Annotated in this window: 16 protein-coding genes and 2 tRNA genes; 11 read left to right on the forward strand and 7 right to left on the reverse strand. The window is 73.6% G+C overall.

The window, feature by feature from the left end; genetic code table 11:
- Nucleotides 1–35 precede the first annotated feature (35 nt).
- The 3 genes from ACZCLJ_RS00365 to ACZCLJ_RS00375 all read left to right on the forward strand — a co-directional run bounded on the left by ACZCLJ_RS00365 (nucleotide 36) and on the right by ACZCLJ_RS00375 (nucleotide 3,184).
- Nucleotides 36–818: a fumarylacetoacetate hydrolase family protein gene (locus tag ACZCLJ_RS00365; protein ID WP_251151749.1), complete on the forward strand. Its 783-nt coding sequence runs from the start codon at nucleotides 36–38 to the stop codon at nucleotides 816–818.
- A gap of 78 nt (nucleotides 819–896) precedes the next feature.
- On the forward strand, nucleotides 897–2,393 hold the full coding sequence (gene gltX / locus ACZCLJ_RS00370; RefSeq protein ID WP_463105081.1) for a glutamate--tRNA ligase: 1,497 nt from the start codon (nucleotides 897–899) through the stop codon (nucleotides 2,391–2,393).
- Between the two features lie 35 nt (nucleotides 2,394–2,428).
- Nucleotides 2,429–3,184 (forward strand): HAD family hydrolase, encoded by a 756-nt coding sequence (locus tag ACZCLJ_RS00375; protein WP_463105082.1) that lies wholly within the window; start codon nucleotides 2,429–2,431, stop codon nucleotides 3,182–3,184.
- Here ACZCLJ_RS00375 and ACZCLJ_RS00380 read toward each other — a convergent pair.
- On the reverse strand, nucleotides 3,174–6,197 hold the full coding sequence (locus ACZCLJ_RS00380; protein WP_463105083.1) for a glycoside hydrolase family 9 protein: 3,024 nt from the start codon (nucleotides 6,195–6,197) through the stop codon (nucleotides 3,174–3,176). The two genes, ACZCLJ_RS00375 and ACZCLJ_RS00380, sit on opposite strands and share 11 nt — an antisense overlap.
- Before the next feature lie 175 nt (nucleotides 6,198–6,372).
- Nucleotides 6,373–7,476, reverse strand: a complete 1,104-nt coding sequence (locus ACZCLJ_RS00385; RefSeq protein ID WP_463105084.1) for a YeiH family protein — start codon at nucleotides 7,474–7,476, stop codon at nucleotides 6,373–6,375.
- Nucleotides 7,477–7,545: 69 nt separating this feature from the next.
- Between ACZCLJ_RS00385 and ACZCLJ_RS00390 the strand changes: the two genes are divergently transcribed.
- Both ACZCLJ_RS00390 and ACZCLJ_RS00395 read left to right on the forward strand, forming a co-directional pair.
- Nucleotides 7,546–8,481, forward strand: coding sequence for a LysR family transcriptional regulator (locus tag ACZCLJ_RS00390; RefSeq protein WP_463105085.1), 936 nt, complete (start codon nucleotides 7,546–7,548; stop codon nucleotides 8,479–8,481).
- A 67-nt stretch (nucleotides 8,482–8,548) separates the two neighbouring features.
- On the forward strand, nucleotides 8,549–9,526 hold the full coding sequence (locus tag ACZCLJ_RS00395; RefSeq protein ID WP_463105086.1) for an aldo/keto reductase: 978 nt from the start codon (nucleotides 8,549–8,551) through the stop codon (nucleotides 9,524–9,526).
- Nucleotides 9,527–9,566: 40 nt separating this feature from the next.
- Here ACZCLJ_RS00395 and ACZCLJ_RS00400 read toward each other — a convergent pair whose 3' ends face one another.
- On the reverse strand, nucleotides 9,567–10,229 hold the full coding sequence (locus tag ACZCLJ_RS00400; RefSeq protein WP_463105087.1) for a hypothetical protein: 663 nt from the start codon (nucleotides 10,227–10,229) through the stop codon (nucleotides 9,567–9,569).
- Nucleotides 10,226–11,017, reverse strand: coding sequence for a class I SAM-dependent methyltransferase (locus tag ACZCLJ_RS00405; protein WP_251151741.1), 792 nt, complete (start codon nucleotides 11,015–11,017; stop codon nucleotides 10,226–10,228). Before ACZCLJ_RS00405 ends, ACZCLJ_RS00400 begins: the two co-directional genes overlap by 4 nt.
- A gap of 225 nt (nucleotides 11,018–11,242) precedes the next feature.
- Between ACZCLJ_RS00405 and ACZCLJ_RS00410 the strand changes: the two genes are divergently transcribed.
- From ACZCLJ_RS00410 to ACZCLJ_RS00420, 3 genes are all read left to right on the forward strand, one after another.
- Nucleotides 11,243–11,314, forward strand: a tRNA-Gln gene (locus ACZCLJ_RS00410).
- Nucleotides 11,315–11,413: 99 nt separating this feature from the next.
- Nucleotides 11,414–11,486, forward strand: a tRNA-Glu gene (locus ACZCLJ_RS00415).
- Between the two features lie 125 nt (nucleotides 11,487–11,611).
- A complete protein-coding gene (locus ACZCLJ_RS00420) occupies nucleotides 11,612–12,040 on the forward strand; it encodes a phage holin family protein (RefSeq protein ID WP_251151740.1) in 429 nt (142 codons plus the stop codon).
- Between the two features lie 72 nt (nucleotides 12,041–12,112).
- Here ACZCLJ_RS00420 and ACZCLJ_RS00425 read toward each other — a convergent pair whose 3' ends face one another.
- The 3 genes from ACZCLJ_RS00425 to ACZCLJ_RS00435 all read right to left on the reverse strand — a co-directional run bounded on the left by ACZCLJ_RS00425 (nucleotide 12,113) and on the right by ACZCLJ_RS00435 (nucleotide 14,197).
- Complete coding sequence (locus ACZCLJ_RS00425; protein ID WP_463105088.1) at nucleotides 12,113–13,087, reverse strand: PH domain-containing protein; 975 nt, start codon at nucleotides 13,085–13,087, stop codon at nucleotides 12,113–12,115.
- A 3-nt stretch (nucleotides 13,088–13,090) separates the two neighbouring features.
- Nucleotides 13,091–13,258 (reverse strand): hypothetical protein, encoded by a 168-nt coding sequence (locus tag ACZCLJ_RS00430; RefSeq protein WP_251151738.1) that lies wholly within the window; start codon nucleotides 13,256–13,258, stop codon nucleotides 13,091–13,093.
- A 219-nt stretch (nucleotides 13,259–13,477) separates the two neighbouring features.
- Nucleotides 13,478–14,197 (reverse strand): IclR family transcriptional regulator, encoded by a 720-nt coding sequence (locus ACZCLJ_RS00435; RefSeq protein WP_251151737.1) that lies wholly within the window; start codon nucleotides 14,195–14,197, stop codon nucleotides 13,478–13,480.
- A 162-nt stretch (nucleotides 14,198–14,359) separates the two neighbouring features.
- On the opposite strand from ACZCLJ_RS00435, the gene leuC reads away from it, so the two are divergent.
- From leuC to ACZCLJ_RS00450, 3 genes are all read left to right on the forward strand, one after another.
- Entirely contained in the window at nucleotides 14,360–15,841 is a 1,482-nt protein-coding gene (gene leuC / locus ACZCLJ_RS00440) for a 3-isopropylmalate dehydratase large subunit (RefSeq protein ID WP_251151889.1), read from the forward strand.
- 75 nt (nucleotides 15,842–15,916) lie between these two features.
- Nucleotides 15,917–16,555 (forward strand): 3-isopropylmalate dehydratase small subunit, encoded by a 639-nt coding sequence (gene leuD, locus ACZCLJ_RS00445; RefSeq protein ID WP_463105089.1) that lies wholly within the window; start codon nucleotides 15,917–15,919, stop codon nucleotides 16,553–16,555.
- A 479-nt stretch (nucleotides 16,556–17,034) separates the two neighbouring features.
- On the forward strand, nucleotides 17,035–18,450 hold the full coding sequence (locus ACZCLJ_RS00450) for an MFS transporter (protein WP_463105090.1): 1,416 nt from the start codon (nucleotides 17,035–17,037) through the stop codon (nucleotides 18,448–18,450).
- Nucleotides 18,451–18,568 lie beyond the last annotated feature (118 nt).

Below are 18,568 nucleotides of genomic sequence, written 5' to 3' on the forward strand. Positions count from 1 at the left end.
CGGTGGCGCCGGCGCCCGGCCGATAGCCTGGGCCCGTGCGCATCGCGAGATTCACCACCGGAGACGACCCCCGCTACGCCCTCGTCCAGCAGGAGGGGGACCGCACGTACCTCGCGGTCCTCACGGGCGACCCGCTCTACATGCCCGTCACGCCGACGGGGGAGCGCGTCGAGCTGGGCGACGGCGTGCGCCTCCTCGCGCCGGTGATCCCGCGCTCGAAGATCGTCGCGGTGGGCCGCAACTACGCGGACCACGCGAAGGAGATGGGCAACGACGTCCCGTCGAGCCCGCTGCTGTTCCTCAAGCCGAACACGTCGGTCGTCGGCCCGGACGACCCGATCGTCCTGCCCGACTTCTCGCAGGAGGTCTCGTACGAGGCCGAGCTCGCCGTCGTCATCGGCCGGCTCGCCAAGGACGTCACGCCGGAGGCCGCGTCGGCCTACGTGCTCGGCTACACCGTCGCCAACGACGTCACCGCGCGCGACGCCCAGCGCACCGACGGCCAGTGGGCCCGCGCCAAGGGCTTCGACTCCTCGTGCCCGCTCGGCCCGTGGATCGACACCGACCTCGACCCCGAGGACGTCGGCGTGCGCAGCCGCGTGAACGGCGAGACCAAGCAGGACGGCCGCACGAGCGACATGGTGTTCGACATCCCGTTCCTCGTGTCGTACGTCTCCGAGGCCATGACGCTCCTGCCGGGCGACGTCATCCTCACGGGCACGCCCGCGGGCGTCGGGCTCGTCGACGTCGGGGACCGTGTCGAGTGCGAGGTCGAGGGCATCGGCGTACTGAGCAACCCCGTGGTCCGCCGGGCCTGAGCGCCCGCCGCCCGGGTCCGGTCGTCCGGGCCGGGCGCCCGAGGTGGGCGTCCGGCGCCGGACACTAGGCTGGGGCCCGTGATCCCCGCACCTGGTTCCTCGCCCGTCCGTGTCCGCTTCTGCCCGTCCCCGACCGGGACGCCGCACGTCGGGCTCGTCCGCACCGCGCTGTTCAACTGGGCGTACGCGCGGCACGTGGGCGGCACGTTCGTGTTCCGCATCGAGGACACCGACGCCGCGCGCGACAGCGAGGAGAGCTACCAGCAGCTCCTCGACGCGCTGCGCTGGCTCGGCCTCGACTGGGACGAGGGCGTCGAGGTCGGTGGCCCGCACGCGCCGTACCGGCAGTCGCAGCGTGCGGACCTCTACCAGGACGTCATCCGGCGGCTCGTCGAGGGCGGGTACGTCTACGAGTCGTTCTCGACCCCGGAGGAGTCCGACGCGCGCAACGCGGCCGCGGGGATCAAGACCAAGGGGTACGACAACTTCGACCGCGACCTCACGGACGAGCAGAAGGCGGCGTTCCGCGCCGAGGGCCGCGAGCCCGTCCTGCGCCTGCGGATGCCCGACGAGGACATCACGTTCACCGACCTCGTCCGCGGCGAGATCACCTTCAAGGCCGGCTCGGTGCCGGACTACGCGCTCGTGCGCGCCAACGGCCAGCCCCTCTACACGCTCGTCAACCCCGTCGACGACGCGCTCATGGGCATCACCCACGTGCTGCGCGGCGAGGACCTGCTGTCCTCGACCCCGCGCCAGATCGCCCTGTACCGGGCGCTGCTCGAGATCGGCGTCGCGGGCGTGATGCCGGAGTTCGGCCACCTGCCGTACGTCATGGGCGAGGGCAACAAGAAGCTCTCCAAGCGCGACCCGGAGTCGAACCTCTTCCTGCACCGCGAGCGCGGCTTCACGCCCGAGGGCCTGCTCAACTACCTCGCGCTGCTCGGCTGGTCCATCTCGCCGGACAACGACATCTTCTCGGTCGACGAGATGGTCGCCGCGTTCGACGTGCACGACGTGCTGCCCAACCCGGCGCGCTTCGACCTCAAGAAGGCCGAGGCGATCAACGCCACGCACGTGCGGATGCTCGCGCCGGAGGACTTCCGCGACCGCCTCGTGCCGTACCTGCACGCCGGTGGCCTCGTCCCCGCCGACTCGTTCGCCGACCTCGAGCCGCGCCACCAGGACCTCCTCACCGCGTCGGCGCCCCTGGTCCAGGAGCGCATGGTGCTCCTCGGCGAGTCCGTCGGGATGCTCGGGTTCCTCTTCACCGCCGACGACGCGCTCGTCATCGAGGACGACGCCCGGTCCGCCCTCAAGGACACCGCGGCCCCGGTGCTCGACGCCGCCGTCGCCGCGCTCGGGGACGTCGACGACTTCACGGCCGAGCCGATCCAGGCCGCCCTGAACGCCGCGATCGTCGAGGGTCTCGGCATCAAGCCGCGCCTCGCGTTCACGCCGCTGCGCGTCGCCGTCAGCGGCCGTCGCGTCTCCCCGCCGCTGTTCGAGTCGATGGAGCTGCTCGGCAAGGAGTCGACGCTCGCGCGCCTCGTGAGCCTGCGGGCCGCGCTGTGAGCGGTCTCCCTGCACCGGTGGGTGGCGGCACTGCCGTGGAGTTGCCGGGCCGGGCGCTGGACGGCGTGCTGTTCGACGTCGACGACACGCTCGTCGACACGATGGCCGCGTTCGCGGCGGCGATCACCGCGGCGTCGCGGATGTGGCTCCCGCACCTCCCCGAGGACCGGTACGACGAGGTCCTCGCGCTGTGGCGCGCCGACCCGAACCAGCACTACCGGGCCTACACGCGCGGTGAGATCGACTTCGACGCGCAGCGCATGGCGCGCGCCAACGAGCTGCAGGCGACCTTCGGCGGCCGCCTGCTCGACGACGCGGCGTACGCGGACTGGAAGGACCTCTTCTGGGGCACGTTCGAGGCGTCGTGGACCGGGTTCGCCGACGCGCGCCCGGTCGTCGACGCGCTGACCGCCGCCGGGGTCCGCGTCGGCTCGCTGTCGAACGCGCGCGTCGAGCTCCAGACCCGCAAGCTCGCCGCCGCGGGCCTGCCCGACGTCCCCCTGCTCGTCGGCGTGGACACCCTCGGCTTCGGCAAGCCCGACCCGCGCGTGTTCGCCGAGGCGTGCCGCCGCCTCGGCACCGACCCGGCGCGCACGGCGTACGTGGGCGACGAGCTCGACGTCGACGCCCGCGCGGCGCTCGCGGCCGGGCTCGTCGGCGTCTGGCTCGACCGGCCCGGGACCCGCCGCGGCGGGCCGCACCCGGAGGACCCGGAGGCGGCCCGCGCGTCGGGCGTCCTGGTGGTGCACGGGCTCGACGAGCTGCCCGCGGTGCTCGCTCCTACCGGCTGACCGTCCGGCCGACCGTCAGGCACGGCGCGCCGTCCAGCCAGAACTGCTCGGGCTGGGGCGACGCGAACGAGCCCGGGTCGCCGATGAACCCGACCGTCACCTTCTTCGCGGCGCGGGCGTTCCAGGGCAGCGAGGTCGCGGTGACCGTCTCGCCGTCCTGCGACCACCCGGCGCTCCACGCCTGGCGCGTGACGCGCTGGTCGCCGACCCACGACCACGTGAGCTCCGACCAGTCGAGCGGACCGCTGGTCGAGCGCAGCCAGAGCTGGGCGTTGAACCCCCCGGGCCACGACCCGTGCTCGGTGTACGACACCTCGCACGTCGGCGCGACGACCTCGCCCTGGCCCTGGTCGGCGAGGAACGAGGCGACCCACGTGAGCGCGGAGTTCCAGTTGATCGTGATCTCGTTGCTGGCCCACGACGTGATGTCGTCCACGTAGCAGGTCTGCGGCGCGCAGCCGTCGGGGAAGAGCCCCTGCATCGTCGGGTCCCACGTGGGCGCGTCGGAGTTCGGCCCGCCCGCCACCGACCCGGCGGGCGGGTGCGGGAGCTCCGGGTTGAGCTGCGCTGCGAACCAGCGCGAGTGCTGGTTCTCCGCGAAGACCTCGCCGTACCCCGTCACGTACGACAGGTTGAGCGCGTTCCGCCCGAGCAGGTAGTCCGTGGACTCGATCACGGCGTCGCGGTACGCGACGTCGCCCGTGAGGTCGAACGCCGTGCCGAGCACCACCTGCGCGTTGAGCACCGAGCTGTTCGACCCCCAGACATACGTGCCGTCCTCCTCGCCGGCGTACGCGGCGCCCCACGGCCCGCCCTGCTGGACCGCGAGGATCGCGTCCGCGCCGTCGAGCACGACGTCCCGCGCGGCCTCCCGGTCGGGGTGCCCGTTCGGCACCGTCGCGAGGTCGAGGAGCCCGAGCGGGCCCACCTGTCCCCAGCTGAACCCGCCGCGCCCGATCGTGTCCGTGACGTCGTCCAGATGGGCGTGGACGTAGTCGGCGAACGTCCGCTCGCCGGTCGTGAGGTACAGCTCGACGGCCGCCCAGAAGAACTCGTCGGAGACGTCCGCGTCGTCGTACGGACCGCCGCCGTCGGCACCGTCGGCCGCGGGCGCGTAGAGGTCCGGGGTGGCGAGCGCCGCGGCCCACGCCGTGCGCGCGTCGGCGAGCAGCGCCTCCGCGTAGTCCGCGTCGTGGGCCGCGAAGAGGCGGGCGCCCTGGGCGGCGGTCGCGGCGAGGTTGAGCGTCGCCGCGGTGGACGGGCGGTGCAGGTAGCGCGTCTGCGGGTCCTGGTGCGGCAGCAGGGGCAGTCCGGTCCAGCCCTTGTCGTGCACCTTGTGGTGGACCATGCCGGCCAGCGGCTCGCCGGCGGGCACCGTCATCGACCGCAGGAACTCGAGCTCCCACCGCGCCTCGTCGAGCACGTCGGGGACCCCGTTCGCGGCCTCGGGGATCGCGAGCGTCCCGTCGGCGAGCGCGCCGGCGTCGCGGGTGGCGGCGTGCAGGGACCGCTCGTAGGTCGCGAGGAGCTGCGCGGTCGCGATGCCGCCGTTGACGACGTACTTGCCGTGGTCGCCGGCGTCGTACCAGCCGCCGACGACGTCGAGCGTGTAGTCGCACGTCCACGGCTCCTCGTACGGCTGCACCGGGTCGTCCGCGGGCTGGCACGGGACGTCGAGGTCGCCCTGGTTGGTCGCGCCGTCGGCGGGGGAGGAGACGTGCCCGGCGGGCCGCGCGTACTCCTCGCCGACGAGGTCGGCGTCGATCTCGGTGCCCGAGCGGGCGAGGTAGAAGTAGTCGAGCGCGTCGTACCGCAGCGCGTCGTAGGCGGTGGTCCCCACGTCGAACGGGTGGGACGTCTCGCCGTCGGCGACGAGCGTGTACGTGCCCGCGGGCAGCGTCCCGAGGTCGATCGTGTGCACGGTCTCGCCCGACGACGCGTCGGCGCCCGACGGCGTCGTCTCGCCCGAGGCGACGACCTCCTCGCCGGCCCGGACCTCCCAGGCGACGGCGTCGACGGCGTCGGTCACGAGCGTCGCGCGCTGCGGCCCGTCGGCGAGGTAGCCGACCTGGTTGACGCGTACGCGCGGGCCGGTGTCCGGCTCGTAGGGCGGCAGCGTGGCTCCCGAGACCAGCGACACCGTCTCGAGGCAGAACGTCCACGCCTCGCTCGCGCCGCCGAGCTGGAACGCCATCTGCGTCTGCGGGTAGGTCTCCGCGCCTCCGTCGTCGGGACCGGGGAGGGTGAAGGCGAGCTCGCCGGTCGTCCCCGACGCCTCGCCGTACGCGGTGTACGGGTCGACCTGGAGCCCGACGACGGCCCGCACCGGCCCGTCGCCCGTACCCGTGTACCGCGCGACGTAGTCGCCCGCGGGCAGCTCGAGGTCGTTGACGCCGAGGATCGCGTCGTAGGTGCCGACGCCGCCGGGGACGTCCACGCACGCCGCGCCCGAGGAGGTGTCGATCCCCGTCGGGCGCGAGTACCACCACGGGTCGCTGCCGTCCGCGAAGTCGGTCCGGGGCAGGTGCTCCGTCCCGGCCGGGACCAGCGAGACGTCGTCGAGGCAGAACGTCCAGGCCGTGTCGTGGCCACCGAGCTGGAACGCGACCTGGGCCTGCGACTCGTCCTGCGCGACGTCGAACGTCAGGGTGTGCGTGCCGGTCGCGGCACCCGGAGCGAGCGCGAGCGTCCCGTACGCGTCGTAGGGGGCGTAGTCCTGGGCGACGTTCGCGCGGACCGGGCCGTCGCCGGTGGTGGTGAACGTCAGCGACCACTCGCCGGCGGGCAGGTCGACACCGCCCTGGCCGACGATGTGGGTCCACGGGTCGCCGCCTGCCGGCACGTCGGCGCACAGCGCGCCGTCGGTGACGGCGGTGGTGACGTCCGGTGTGGACCACCAGGCGCCGCCGCCGTCGTCGAAGTCACCGTCGACGACGTCGGCCGCGGCCGGCGCGGCGAGCGGGAGCAGCAGCGCGGCGGCCGCGGCGAGAGCGAGGGATCGGGTGCGGTGCACGAGGGAGTCCTTTCGTCGACACTGACGAGACTCGCGGGGGGTGAGAAGGCGCTATGGAAGCGCTCCCACCGCATCGCGTTCCTCGAACCTAGCACGCCCCGCATCCGCCGAGAAGTGATCCTCCGCCTCGATCCGCACGAGACCGGGCGGGATCTCACGTCCCGGCGGGTTCCGGTCAGGTGAGGAGCAGGACGGCGGCGAGGGACGTCGTCGTGACGACGGCCGCCGAGAGGGCCCCGAGGACGAGCGCGCGCCGGCCGGTGCGCACGAGGCGCGGCACGTCGACGCCGAGGCCGAGCGCGAACATCGCCGCGACGAACGCCACCGTCATGAGCGCAGAGCCCGCGTCGAGCACCGGCTGCGGCACGACGCCCGCGCTGCGCAACCCCACCGCCACGAGGAACCCGACGACGAACCACGGCACGGGCGCGACGCGCGTCCGTCCGCCCGGCGCCCCGGTGCGGGCCGCGACGAGCCCGGCGCCGGTCACGATCGGCGCGAGGAGCGCGACGCGCGCGAGCTTCGCGACGGTCGCGGTCGCGAGCGCGGCGGCCGACACCGTGCCCGCCGCGGTGACGACCTGTGCGACCTCCTGCACGCTCGCGCCGATCCACAGCCCGGCCTGCGCGTCGTCGAGGTGCAGGAGCCCGGCGAGCCAGGGCAGCACGACGATCGCGAGGGTGCCGTAGACGGTGACGAGCGCGAGCGCGGTGGCGACGGCGTCGTCGTCCTCGCGGACCTGGTCGGGGGTGCGCCCCGATCGCGCGACGACCCCCTGCATCGCCGAGATCGCCGCCGCGCCGCAGATCGAGAACCCCGTGGCGACGAGCAGCGACGTGGCGCGGGGTACCCGCAGCAGCCGACCGAGCGCGAGCGTGCCCGCGAACGTCACGGCGAGGGTCGTCGCCACGACGAGGAGCCCGCGCCAGCCGAGGGCCAGGACCTCCGGGACCGACAGCTGCAGCCCGAGCAGGACCACGCCCGTCCGCAGGACCGTCGTCGTCGTCCACGCGATCCCCGGACGCAGCGCGGCGAGCCGGGCCGCGGTCCGCGGACGGCGGGCCCGCCCGACCACGACGGAGCCCACCACGGCGCCCAGCACCAGGGCCACGACGAGCGGCGAGACCGTCGGGACGATCCGGGAGCCGGCCAGCACGACCACGGTGGCGACGGCCACGACGGCGAGTCCGGGCGCGAGGCGCGTGGCGCGACCCGAGCCGGTCGGCGCCGGGCGCGCGTCGTGCCGGGTGGGCTCGGTCGACGGTCGGGTGATGGTCATGCTCCCAGGCTGCCGCTCGCCGGCCCGCGCCGGAAGGCCGACCTGGCTCGGCACCCATAGGGTGGGCCTATGGCCTCGACGTCGCGCGACCACCGCACACCGCTCGGCGCGCTCGAGCTGCTCGTCGCGACGGACTCGCACGGGTCGATCAGTGCCGCCGCCCGTGCGCTGGGCGTCGCGCAGCCGACGGCGTCGGCCGGGCTGCGGGCGCTCGAGCGGAGGCTCGGGCTGGAGCTCCTCGAGCGCACGACGCGCGGTGCCCGTCTCACCGAGACCGGCCGCGCCACCGCGGCGTGGGCGCGCGAGGTGATCGACGCCTCCGACCGGTTCGAGACCTCCGTCGCGTCGCTGCGCGAGCAGCCCGCCGAGCGGGTGCGGGTCGCGGCGAGCCTCACGGTCGCGGAGTACCTCGCGCCGCGGTGGCTCGCGCGTCTCGCCCTGACGGACGCGTCGGCGCGGTCGCCGCGGGACGCCCCGGACGTCGAGCTCGTCGTGCGCAACTCGACGGAGGTCACGGGCCTCGTCCTCGCGGGCGACGTCGAGCTCGGGTTCGTCGAGAGCGCGACCCTGCACCGCGGGCTCCGCAGCCGCACCGTCGCGCACGACGAGCTCGTGGTCGTCGTCGGCCCCGGGCACCGCTGGGCGCGTCGCAGCGCCCTGCGCGTCGACGAGCTGCTCTCGGGCGGGCTGGTGGTCCGCGAGGGCGGCTCCGGGACGCGCGAGACGCTCGAGCGCGGTCTCGCGGCGCTCGGCGAGCGGCTGCCCGACCACCTGCCCTACCTCGGGTCGACCGCAGCCCTCAAGACCGCCGTGCAGCACGGCGGCGCGGTCGCCGTGCTCTCGAGCCTCGCCGTGGCCGACGACGTCGCGAGGGGCGCGCTCGTCCGGCTCGCCGTACCGGGGCTCGAGCTGGGACGGCGCCTGCGGATGGTCTGGAAGGACGGCACGGCGCTGTCGTCCGGCGCCCGGCGCATCGCCGCCGCGGCGAACGCCACGGCCGGCTGACGTCCCGGGCCGTGCACGGGTGGCCCGTCCGCTTGCCGCGGGGACGGCGTCGTCGGAGAGTGTCCCGATGCGCACCCTGGACCTCGGCACCCACGTCCCCGCCTCCGTGATCGGCCTCGGCACGTGGCAGTTCGGCTCGCGCGAGTGGGGCTACGGCGACGACTTCGCCGACCGGCAGGCAGGGGAGATCGTCCGGCGTGCGCTCGACCTCGGCGTGACGTTCTTCGACAGCGCGGAGCTCTACGGGTTCGGGCGCAGCGAGCGGATACTCGGCGAGGCGCTCGGCGACCGTCGGGACGAGGTCGTCGTGGCCACCAAGATCTTCCCGCTGCTGCCGCTCGCGCCGGTCGTCGAGCAGCGTGCCGTCGCGTCCGCGGACCGGTTGGGCGTCCGCCGGATCGACCTGTACCAGGTGCACCAGGCGAACCCGGTGGTGCGCGACGGGACCACGATGCGCGGGATGGGCGCGCTGCAGCGCACGGGGCTCGTCGACCAGGTGGGTGTCTCGAACTACTCCCTCGACCGGTGGCAGGCCGCGGAGCGCGCCCTCGGGGGCGCGGTCGTCAGCAACCAGGTCGAGTACTCGCTCGTCCACCGGGCACCCGCGGAGGACCTCCTGCCGTGGGCGCGGGCCGAGGGTCGTGTCGTCGTGGCCTACAGCCCGCTCGGCCAGGGCGTGCTCTCGGGCCGGTACACCACCGACCACCGTCCGCAGGACGCCGTGCGCCGTGCCAACCCGGTGTTCGCGCCGGAGAACCTCGAACGCCTCGCGCCCTTGCTCGACACGCTGCGGCAGGTCGGCGAGGCGCACGACCTGTCCGCCTCGCAGGCCGCGCTGGCCTGGGTCGTGGCGCGGCCGAACGTGCTCGCGATCCCGGGTGCGTCGAGCGTCGAGCAGCTCGAGAAGAACGTCGAGGCCGCGTCGGCCCACCTCGCGGACGACGAGGTCGCGGCACTCGACGAGCGGTCCGCGACGTTCCGGCGGGTGTCGACCCTGGAGCGGGCGCGCGGTGCCGTGCGGCGTCGCGTCCGGCGCACCGCCTGAGCGCGGCGTCCCGCCACCGCTCGTCGTTCTCCGGGGGTCGTCACCGCACCGTCGAGTCCCAGCGCCACCGCGTGCGTCGCGCACGCCCGGCCAGTTCGCCGCGACCCGTGGCCCACAGCAGGACCAGGTCCGGGTCCTCGCCGCCCTGCACGGTCACGTCCGGGAAGAGGCGCGAGAGGACCCTGGGCGCCACGCCCGCAGGAAAGGGCACGTCCTCGCCCGTGAGGCCGAGGAGGAGGTCGTGCCCGTGCACGAGGACCTCGGCGACACCCATCGCGGCGAATCCCTCCGGGTCCGAGAGACCGTACGGGTGGTAGGCGCGCGCGTCGCCGGGCCGGGTCTCGACGAGCGTCGCGAGCAGCTCGGCGCCACCGAGCAGCGCCTCGACGAGGCCCGCGGTGCCCGTCTCCCGGTCGACGTGCACGATCTCGTCCTCGCCGCGGGGCCCGACGAGGGGCACGTACGCCAGGCGGGGGAGCGCGGCGAGCTGCAGCGCGTACGCCACCAGGTCGTCGACCACGTGCTCCGCCGTCGTCCAGCACGACCAGCGCACCGGTCCGGCCTGCGCGTCGAACGCGGCGCCCTCGTGGCGCTCGAGTCGTCCCGTGAGCCAGGTCGCCGCCGTGCGGACGTCGTCGCCCGTGACCCGGGTGCCGGCCGGTCGGCGCGCCGCCTCGCCCGAACCGAAGGGTGCCGGCGTCACGCCGACCCCGGCAGCACGTCGGCGCGCCAGCACTCCGCGCGGTACGGGAGGTCGACCTCGGGTCGGCCGGCCAGGTCGGGGTGCGTCGCGACGAGGTCGTCGATCTCGGCGAGCAGCTCCTCACGGCGCGCGGTGGGCAGCGTGAGCAGGTAGCTGCGGGACGCCGCGAGGGCGCGGAGCGTCGTCGGGCGGATCGGGTCCGCCCACGCGAACGTCCGGTGCTCAGGAGGGGTGAACCGGGGACCGGGGACCGGCTCGGCGTAGCTGGGCTCGAGCGCGTCTCCGCGGTGGATGATCTCGGTGAAGCGCGCGACCCAGTCCGTGCCGCTGTCGCGCACGTTCCACACGATGCCCAGCCTGCCCCCGGGTCGCAGCACGCGGGCGATCTCGGGAGGCGCCGCGGGGGAGAACCAGTGCCAGGCCTGGGCCACGAGCACCGCGTCGACGCTCGCGTCGGGGAGCGGGATCGACTCGGCGGTCCCGCCGAGAGCACGGGCGCCCGGCGTGGTCCGGGCGAGCTCGGCCCGCATCGCCTCCGACGGCTCGACCGCGACGACGTCCAGTCCTCGCGCCACGAGCCTCTGCGTGAGCTTGCCGGTCCCGGCGGCCAGATCGAGGACGGTGCGGGCGCCGTCGGGCAGGAGCCAGTCGACGGCGGCGTCGGGGTAGGACGGTCGCGTCGACGCGTACTGCGCCGCGCCCTGCTCGAACGACGCGGCACGGTCGTGGCGCGAGGCGGGGTCCGGTGGCACGTCCCGCGCGCTCGTCCGGTGCGGTGGTCCGGTCATCCTCCGACGGTGCCAGACCTGCGGCGTCGGGGCGACCTGCGGGGGGCCCGCGCGGCGCCGGAGGTGCGCGGGTCTGGCGCGGGAACGCGCCGCGGGTGTCGCATTTGGTCCCCGTCCCCGAGTCCGGTAATGTTCTCGGCCGGTGAGACCTCCACGTGAGGGGCCGAGGGGACAGGTGTCAACCCGTCCGATCGGCCCGCTGATCACGCGGGGTGGATACCACCATGGGGTATGGTGTAATTGGCAGCACGAGTGGTTCTGGTCCACTTAGTCTAGGTTCGAGTCCTGGTACCCCAGCGATGAGCTCCGGCTCCTGGATCGGCGGTCAGAACCGCCCGAGACATGAGGTAGAGTTCTCTCCGGTGAAACGGTCCGGCAACGGATCGGGAACCACAGGCCCCCATCGTCTAGCGGCCTAGGACGTCGCCCTCTCACGGCGGTAACACGGGTTCAAATCCCGTTGGGGGTACATCGCGAAGGCCCGGTCACCACACGGTGACCGGGCCTTCGGCGTCTCCAGGAACGTCGGTCCGGCAGGCCGTCGGTCGCGCTGTCCGGCGCGCCGAGTGTGACGTGCGTCGCTATGCTCGCCGCATGGTCCGATTCCTCATCCGCGTGCTGATCCTCCTGGCCTCCGTCGCCCTCGGTCTGCTCGTGGCGAGCTGGGTCATCGACGGCGTCGTGCTCACCGCGACCGGGTTCATCGTCGCCGTGGCCGTGTTCACGATCGCCCAGGCCGTCCTCTCCCCGTTCATCGCCAAGATGACCGCGCGGTACGCGCCGGCCTTCCTCGGGGGGATCGGCCTCGTGTCGACCTTCGTCGCGCTGCTCATCGCCTCGGTCATCGGTGACGGGCTGCGCATCGAGGGAGGCGCGGTCCCGTGGATCCTGGCGACCCTCGTCGTGTGGCTCGTCACGGCGCTCGCCACGTTCCTCCTCCCGATGTTCTTCCTCAAGGAGAAGCTCGGCGACAAGGACCGCGGCGACGGCGCGGGCCCCGCAGCGCGCGCGGTCACCGGCTGACCGCCACCGGCGCCGTCCGCCCCCTCGGCAGGGCGTCCCGCCGCAGGCGGCCGTGGCGCACCGCAAAGGTGGTTACGGCGCCTCGGCGCGGCCCGGGCCCGGCTCGTAGGGCTTCGGCACGGGGGGCGACGTCGGCCGCGGGTGGATCACCGGGACGTACGTCGCCCGGTGCTCGCCCGACACGGCCCAGCCCGGCTCGTCCTCGTGGTCGTCACGGGGCCCGACGACGGGCAGCGGCTGGGTCGGTCCGCTCGACTTCGCGTGGATCTCGGTGACAGGGCGGGCGCTGCGGCCCGGCACGACCACGGCGTCGCCGACGTGAGGCGCCGGGGGCGCCGGCTGCACCGGGGGCGGTGGGACAGGGCTCCGGCCGTCCCAGGCCGGTGCGGGGGGCACCGGGGGCGGCTCGGCGCCGTCCGGACGTGCCGTCCGCGAGGGATGGTCCGGGGGGACGGGGCCGCCGTCGACGGTGCGGGACGCCGAGGACCTGGGGGCCACGGTGACCGGCGCGGGGGCGCCCCCACCCGGCCGTCCGGCCATGCCGCCCGGGCCGAAGAGGGTGTCGCAGATCCGGCGGTACGTCGCCTCCGGCCGGGCGACCCAGTCGATCTGGCGCAACGCCTGGTCCTGACCGGCGGACTCCAGGAGGAACTGCCCGTACCCGAGCACCCGGCCGGTGAGCGAGCGGCCGTAGTTGAGGTCGGTCACCTTCGTGAGGGGCATCATCGCGACCTTGTGCGTGATCAGGCCGTAGAGGAGCAGGAGGCGCTTGTCGGTGGCGACGAACCACTCGTTGCGCCACTCGAGGAGCTTCCACGCGAGCCGCGCCACCAGCACGAGCCAGAGCAGCCAGAGGACCATCAGCCCGTCGCCCGCGGACGGTCCCGCCTGGACGAGGAGCCAGACGACCACGAGCAGGCCCGCCGCCGTCGTGGCGACGGGCTCGAGGAGCATGGCCCAGTGGTGACGTGTCGCGACCACGACCCGCTCGCCGGTCAGGACGTAGCGGTCGAGGATCCGGTTGCGAGGTCCGCCACGCCCGGCCACGGCTCAGTCCAGGAGCGAGCTGAAGAACTGGCCGATGCTGCGGAACGCGCCGACGATGACGTCCCAGATCCCCTCGAGGATGTCGGCGGCTCGTTCCGGGCTCGTGACGATCGCGTACAGCGCGAAGATCACCAGCGCCCAGATCAGGATCGCCTTCACCTTCGGATGCATCGGGGCTCCTCCGTGTCGAGGTCGGTCGGACTGCCAGACGGTGCGCCCCTGGTCGGGCCGCGTCGGACGGCCCGCACAGCATGACAGCAGACGGTGTCATTTTGACAGGGGGCGTCCCGTTTGCGTCCCGCGGCGCGCCGAGGCCCGTGCACTCCGGGTGCGGCTCGCCCGGGCCGTCGGGCGATCGGCATCCCGGGGGCACGGGCCTCCGGTGTGCGACTACTCGCCCGCGCGGCGGAGCACCTCGGTGAGCCGGTTGGCCGCCGCCGCGACCGAGCCCGAGTGGAGCCGGCCCGGCTGGCGTGTGAGCCGCTCGACCGGTCCCGAGATCGACACGGCCGCGACGACGCGGCCCGACGGCCCGCGCACGGGGGCCGAGACCGAGGCGACCCCGAGCTCGCGCTCGGAGACGGACTGGGCCCAGCCGCGGCGCCGGACGCCGGAGAGGATCGTGGCGGTGAAGACGGCCTCGCGCAGACCGCGGTGGAGCCGGTCGGGCTCCTCCCACGCGAGGAGGATCTGGGCGGCGGAACCGGCGTTCATCGTGAGCGTCGCGCCCACGGGGATCGAGTCGCGCAGGCCGACCGGCCGCTCCGCGGCGGCGACGCAGATGCGGTGGTCGCCCTGGCGGCGGTAGAGCTGCGCGCTCTCGCCGGTGTGGTCGCGCAGGGCCGTGAGCACGGGGTTCGCAGCGGCGAGGAGGCGGTCCTCGCCGGCGGCCGTCGCGAGCTCGTTGAGTCGCGGCCCGAGGACGAACCGCCCCTGCATGTCGCGCGCGACCATGCGGTGGTGCTCGAGCGCGACGGCGAGGCGGTGCGCCGTCGGGCGGGCCAGGCCCGTGGCCGTGACGAGCTGCGCGAGGGTGGCCGGCCCGGACTCCAGGGCGCCCAGGACGGAGGCCGCCTTGTCCAGCACGCCGACTCCGCTAGTATTGTCCATAGGTCGATATTGACGTCTCATGGACTGAGATGCAAGTCCGCCGAGGATGTTCCAGCCGCTGGACGTTCTCCCCGGCCTGTCGCCGGACGACGGACCATCGACCCAGACGGTCCTCCGTGCCCCCGCGGAGACGCCGTGACAGACGACGAGGAGATGAGCAACATGGCCGGCACGCTGGCAGAGAAGGTCTGGGACGCGCACCTGGTGCGCCGCGGCACCGACGGGTCGCCCGACCTCCTCTACATCGACCTCCACCTCGTGCACGAGGTCACGAGCCCGCAGGCGTTCGAGGGTCTCCGTCTCGCCGGCCGCCCCGTCCGGCGCCCGGACCTCACCATCGCGACCGAGGACCACAACACCCCGACGCTCGACATCGACCTGCCGATCGCCGACCTCACGAGCCGCACGCAGATCGACACGCTGCGCGACAACGCGCGCGAGTTCGGCGTCCGCATCCACTCGCTCGGCGACGCGGACCAGGGCATCGTCCACCAGGTCGGGCCGCAGCTCGGCCTGACGATGCCGGGCCTGACGGTCGTGTGCGGCGACTCCCACACGTCCACGCACGGCGCGTTCGGCGCTCTCGCGTTCGGCATCGGCACGTCCGAGGTCGAGCACGTGCTCGCGACGCAGACGCTGCCGCTCGCACCGTTCAAGACGATGGCGATCAACGTCGACGGTGAGCTGCCGCCCGGCGCGACGAGCAAGGACATCATCCTCGCGATCATCGCGAAGATCGGGACCGGCGGTGGGCAGGGCTACGTGCTCGAGTACCGCGGCGAGGCCATCCGCACGCTCTCGATGGAGGCGCGGATGACGATCTGCAACATGTCCATCGAGGCCGGCGCCCGCGCCGGCATGATCGCACCCGACGACACGACGTTCGAGTACCTCAAGGGCCGCCCCCACGCGCCCGAGGGCGCCGACTGGGACGCGGCCGTCGAGTACTGGCGCACCCTGCGCTCGGACGACGACGCCGAGTTCGACACCGAGGTCTACCTCGAGGCCGCCGACCTCGAGCCGTTCGTCACGTGGGGGACGAACCCCGGCCAGGGCCTGCCGATCTCCGCGACGGTGCCCGTCCCCGAGCAGATCGCCGACGAGAACGAGCGCGTCGCCGCCGAGCGCGCCATCGAGTACATGGGCCTGACGCCCGGGCAGCCGCTGCGCGAGATCCCCGTCGACACCGTCTTCATCGGGTCGTGCACCAACGGCCGCATCGAGGACCTGCGCTCCGTCGCCAAGGTCGTGCAGGGCAAGCAGAAGGCCGACAGCGTGCGCGTGCTCGTCGTCCCGGCGTCTGCGCGGGTGCGCCTCCAGGCGGAGGCCGAGGGGCTCGACAAGATCTTCCTCGACTTCGGCGCCGAGTGGCGCAACGCCGGCTGCTCGATGTGCCTCGGCATGAACCCCGACCAGCTCACGCCGGGGGAGCGCGCCGCGTCCACGTCCAACCGCAACTTCGAGGGCCGTCAGGGCAAGGGCGGGCGCACGCACCTCGTCTCGCCGCTCGTCGCCGCCGCGACCGCGCTGCGCGGCACGCTGTCGTCGCTGTCCGACCTCGACCTCCCGGCCGACGTCGACATCACGTCCTTCGACGGCACGCCGCTCGCGCCGCTCGACCCGCGCGTCCTCGTGCAGGTCTGACGCCAGGTCCGAGTCGCCGACCCCGTCGGCGCCCGCCGCTCGCCGTTCCCCCGAAGCCCCGAAGAAGGTCCCGTCATGGAGAAGTTCACGACCCACACCGGCGTCGGCGTCCCGCTGCGCCGCAGCAACGTCGACACCGACCAGATCATCCCCGCCGTCTACCTCAAGCGCGTCACCCGCACGGGCTTCGAGGACGCGCTGTTCGCGGCGTGGCGCGGCGACCCCGCGTTCATCCTCAACCAGGACGCCTACCGGACCGGCTCGGTGCTCGTCGCCGGCCCCGACTTCGGCACCGGCTCGTCCCGTGAGCACGCCGTGTGGGCGCTCAAGGACTACGGCTTCCGCGTCGTCCTCGCGTCCCGCTTCGCCGACATCTTCCGCGGCAACTCCGGCAAGCAGGGCCTCGTCGCCGGGATCGTCGCGCAGGAGGACATCGAGCTCCTCTGGAAGATCCTCGAGACCAACCCCGGCACCGAGGTGACCGTCGACCTCGTCGCACGCACCGCGTCCGCGCAGGACGTCACCGTGCCGTTCCAGATCGACGACTACACGCGCTGGCGCCTCATGGAGGGTCTCGACGACATCGGTCTGACGCTCCAGCACGAGGAGGAGATCTCCGCGTTCGAGGCGACGCGTGCGTCGTGGCGGCCGAAGACGCTGCCGGCGAAGACGCTGCCGAAGGTCGAGATCGAGGCGGCTCGGCCGGTCGGCTGAGATTCTCACGCACTGGGGGCGGGTCCTGCGGAGGTGACGACGGGGTCGACCATCCGCGGGGCTCGTCCCTCGCCCCGCTCCCGCCAGGCCCACCACGACCCGTCCTCACCTCCGCAGGACCCGGTCGTCGCCCACACTGTGCTCGCTGCGGCGTCGGGTCCGACGGCGTTCCGGAGGGCGGTCGTCCGTCTGGCCGAGGGCTCTGCCCGGTGCGGCCGGGGACGACGACCGCGTTCCGTGGCTCGGAGGTTGCGCGGACAGGGGACCCGCCCCCGGAGGCACACATGCCCGATGCTAGTGTTCGCTGCATGTCAGCCGCTTCGTGCTCGGCCGCTTGCGCGGCAGTGACCAGGACGTCCCGCTAGCGGCGGGACGTCCAGCTCGACAGCACCATCCACCTGGAACGTCCGGCCGCTTCGTGGTCCATCCGAAGCGGCTCTTCTCGTGCTGCTCGGAAACTCTGAGCGACGGAGCAATCGATGCTTCCAGGCACTTCTCCTTACCGGCGGCAACAGTCCCGCCCCGTGCGCGCACGGCTGGTGCTGTGCGCGATGTCCATGCTGCAGTTCTTCATCGCGGTCGACGTGACCGTGGTCAACATCGCCCTTCCCTCGATCGGCGCAGAGTTCGGCGTCGACGGCCACTCGCTGGCGTGGGTCGTGGTCGGCTACACCATCACGGGCGGCGGGCTGCTGATGCTCGGCGGCCGGCTCGGTGACCTGTTCGGTCGCCGCCGCACGCTGCTGGCCGGCACGGTCCTGTTCGGCACAGCGTCCCTGCTGGCGGGCCTGGCTCCCTCGTTCCCGGTCCTGGTCGCCGCGCGTCTGCTCCAGGGTGCGGGCGAGGCTGTCGCGCTGCCTGCGGCGATGGCCACCATCGTGCTGCTCTTCCCCGAAGGTCCTCGCCGATCGCAAGCCCTGAGCGTGTGGGCCGCGGTAGCCAGCTGCGGCCTGGTGCTCGGGTTCGCCCTCTCGGGGATCATCACTGCTCACCTGGGCTGGCGATGGATCTTCCTGATCTCCGTGCCGTTCATCCTGGTCGTGATCGTGGCCGCGCTCCTCCTGGTCCCGAACGACCGGTCGGCTCCCCGTGAGCCGGTCCGCCTGGACCTGCCGGGCGCGCTCCTTCTGACCATGTGCCCGCTGCTGCTCGTCTACGGCGTCGTCGAGGCGGGCGAGCCAGGGACGAGCCCGTGGGTGAGTCTGGTGGCACTGGTCGGGGCAGTGGTGACCGCGGTCGGGTTCGTGCGTGTCGAGGCGAGGTCGCCGAACCCGCTGGTCCCGCTGACCTTCTTCGCAGACCGGACCCGGGTACGGGCGAACCTGACCACGATGCTGCTCAGCGGCGCGCTGTCGACCTCGTTCCTGCTGTTCACCTTCTACCTGCAGGACAGGCTCGAGATGGGTCCGCTGGGAGCCGGTCTCACGATGCTGCCCCTGGCCGCGGCGCTGATCGCCGCCTCGGTGCTCGTGCCCCGGCTGCTGGGACGCTGGGGCGCACGCGCATGCGTGCTGGTAGGCCTCGCGGCTGCTGCAGGCGCGATGGCGGTGGTCGCGCTCGTGGCCGTCGTGGGTGGCGGAGCAGCGTGGCTGCTCCCGGCGATGCTGCTGATCGCAGCAGGCATGGGCTTCGGACTCGTGGGTCTGCAGTACATCGCGGTCAGCGGGACCACCGACGAGGACGCCGGGATCGCCTCCGGCGTCCAGCGAGGAGCCGACCAGCTCGGAGGAGCGGCCGGCGTGGCGGTCTACGTCGGCCTCGGGTTCGCCCCGGCCCTGCACTCCGGCGACCCGTTCCTGATCGCCGCGGCCCTTGCCGTCGCCGGCCTGGTCGTCGGTGCCGTGGTCATCAGTCGATCTCCGGCCACCACGGTGGCGCAGCACCAGGCCGCATGACAGTCCGCACCGCCACGCCGCTGGGTGTTCGACGGCGGCGTGGCGGCCCCGCTGCCCGGTCGCGCTCCTGATCGGGTCCACGGGCCGCCTCGTCCTGGGCGGCACCTCTCAGCGGCAC

This window comes from Cellulosimicrobium sp. So1_17 (assembly GCF_055181235.1).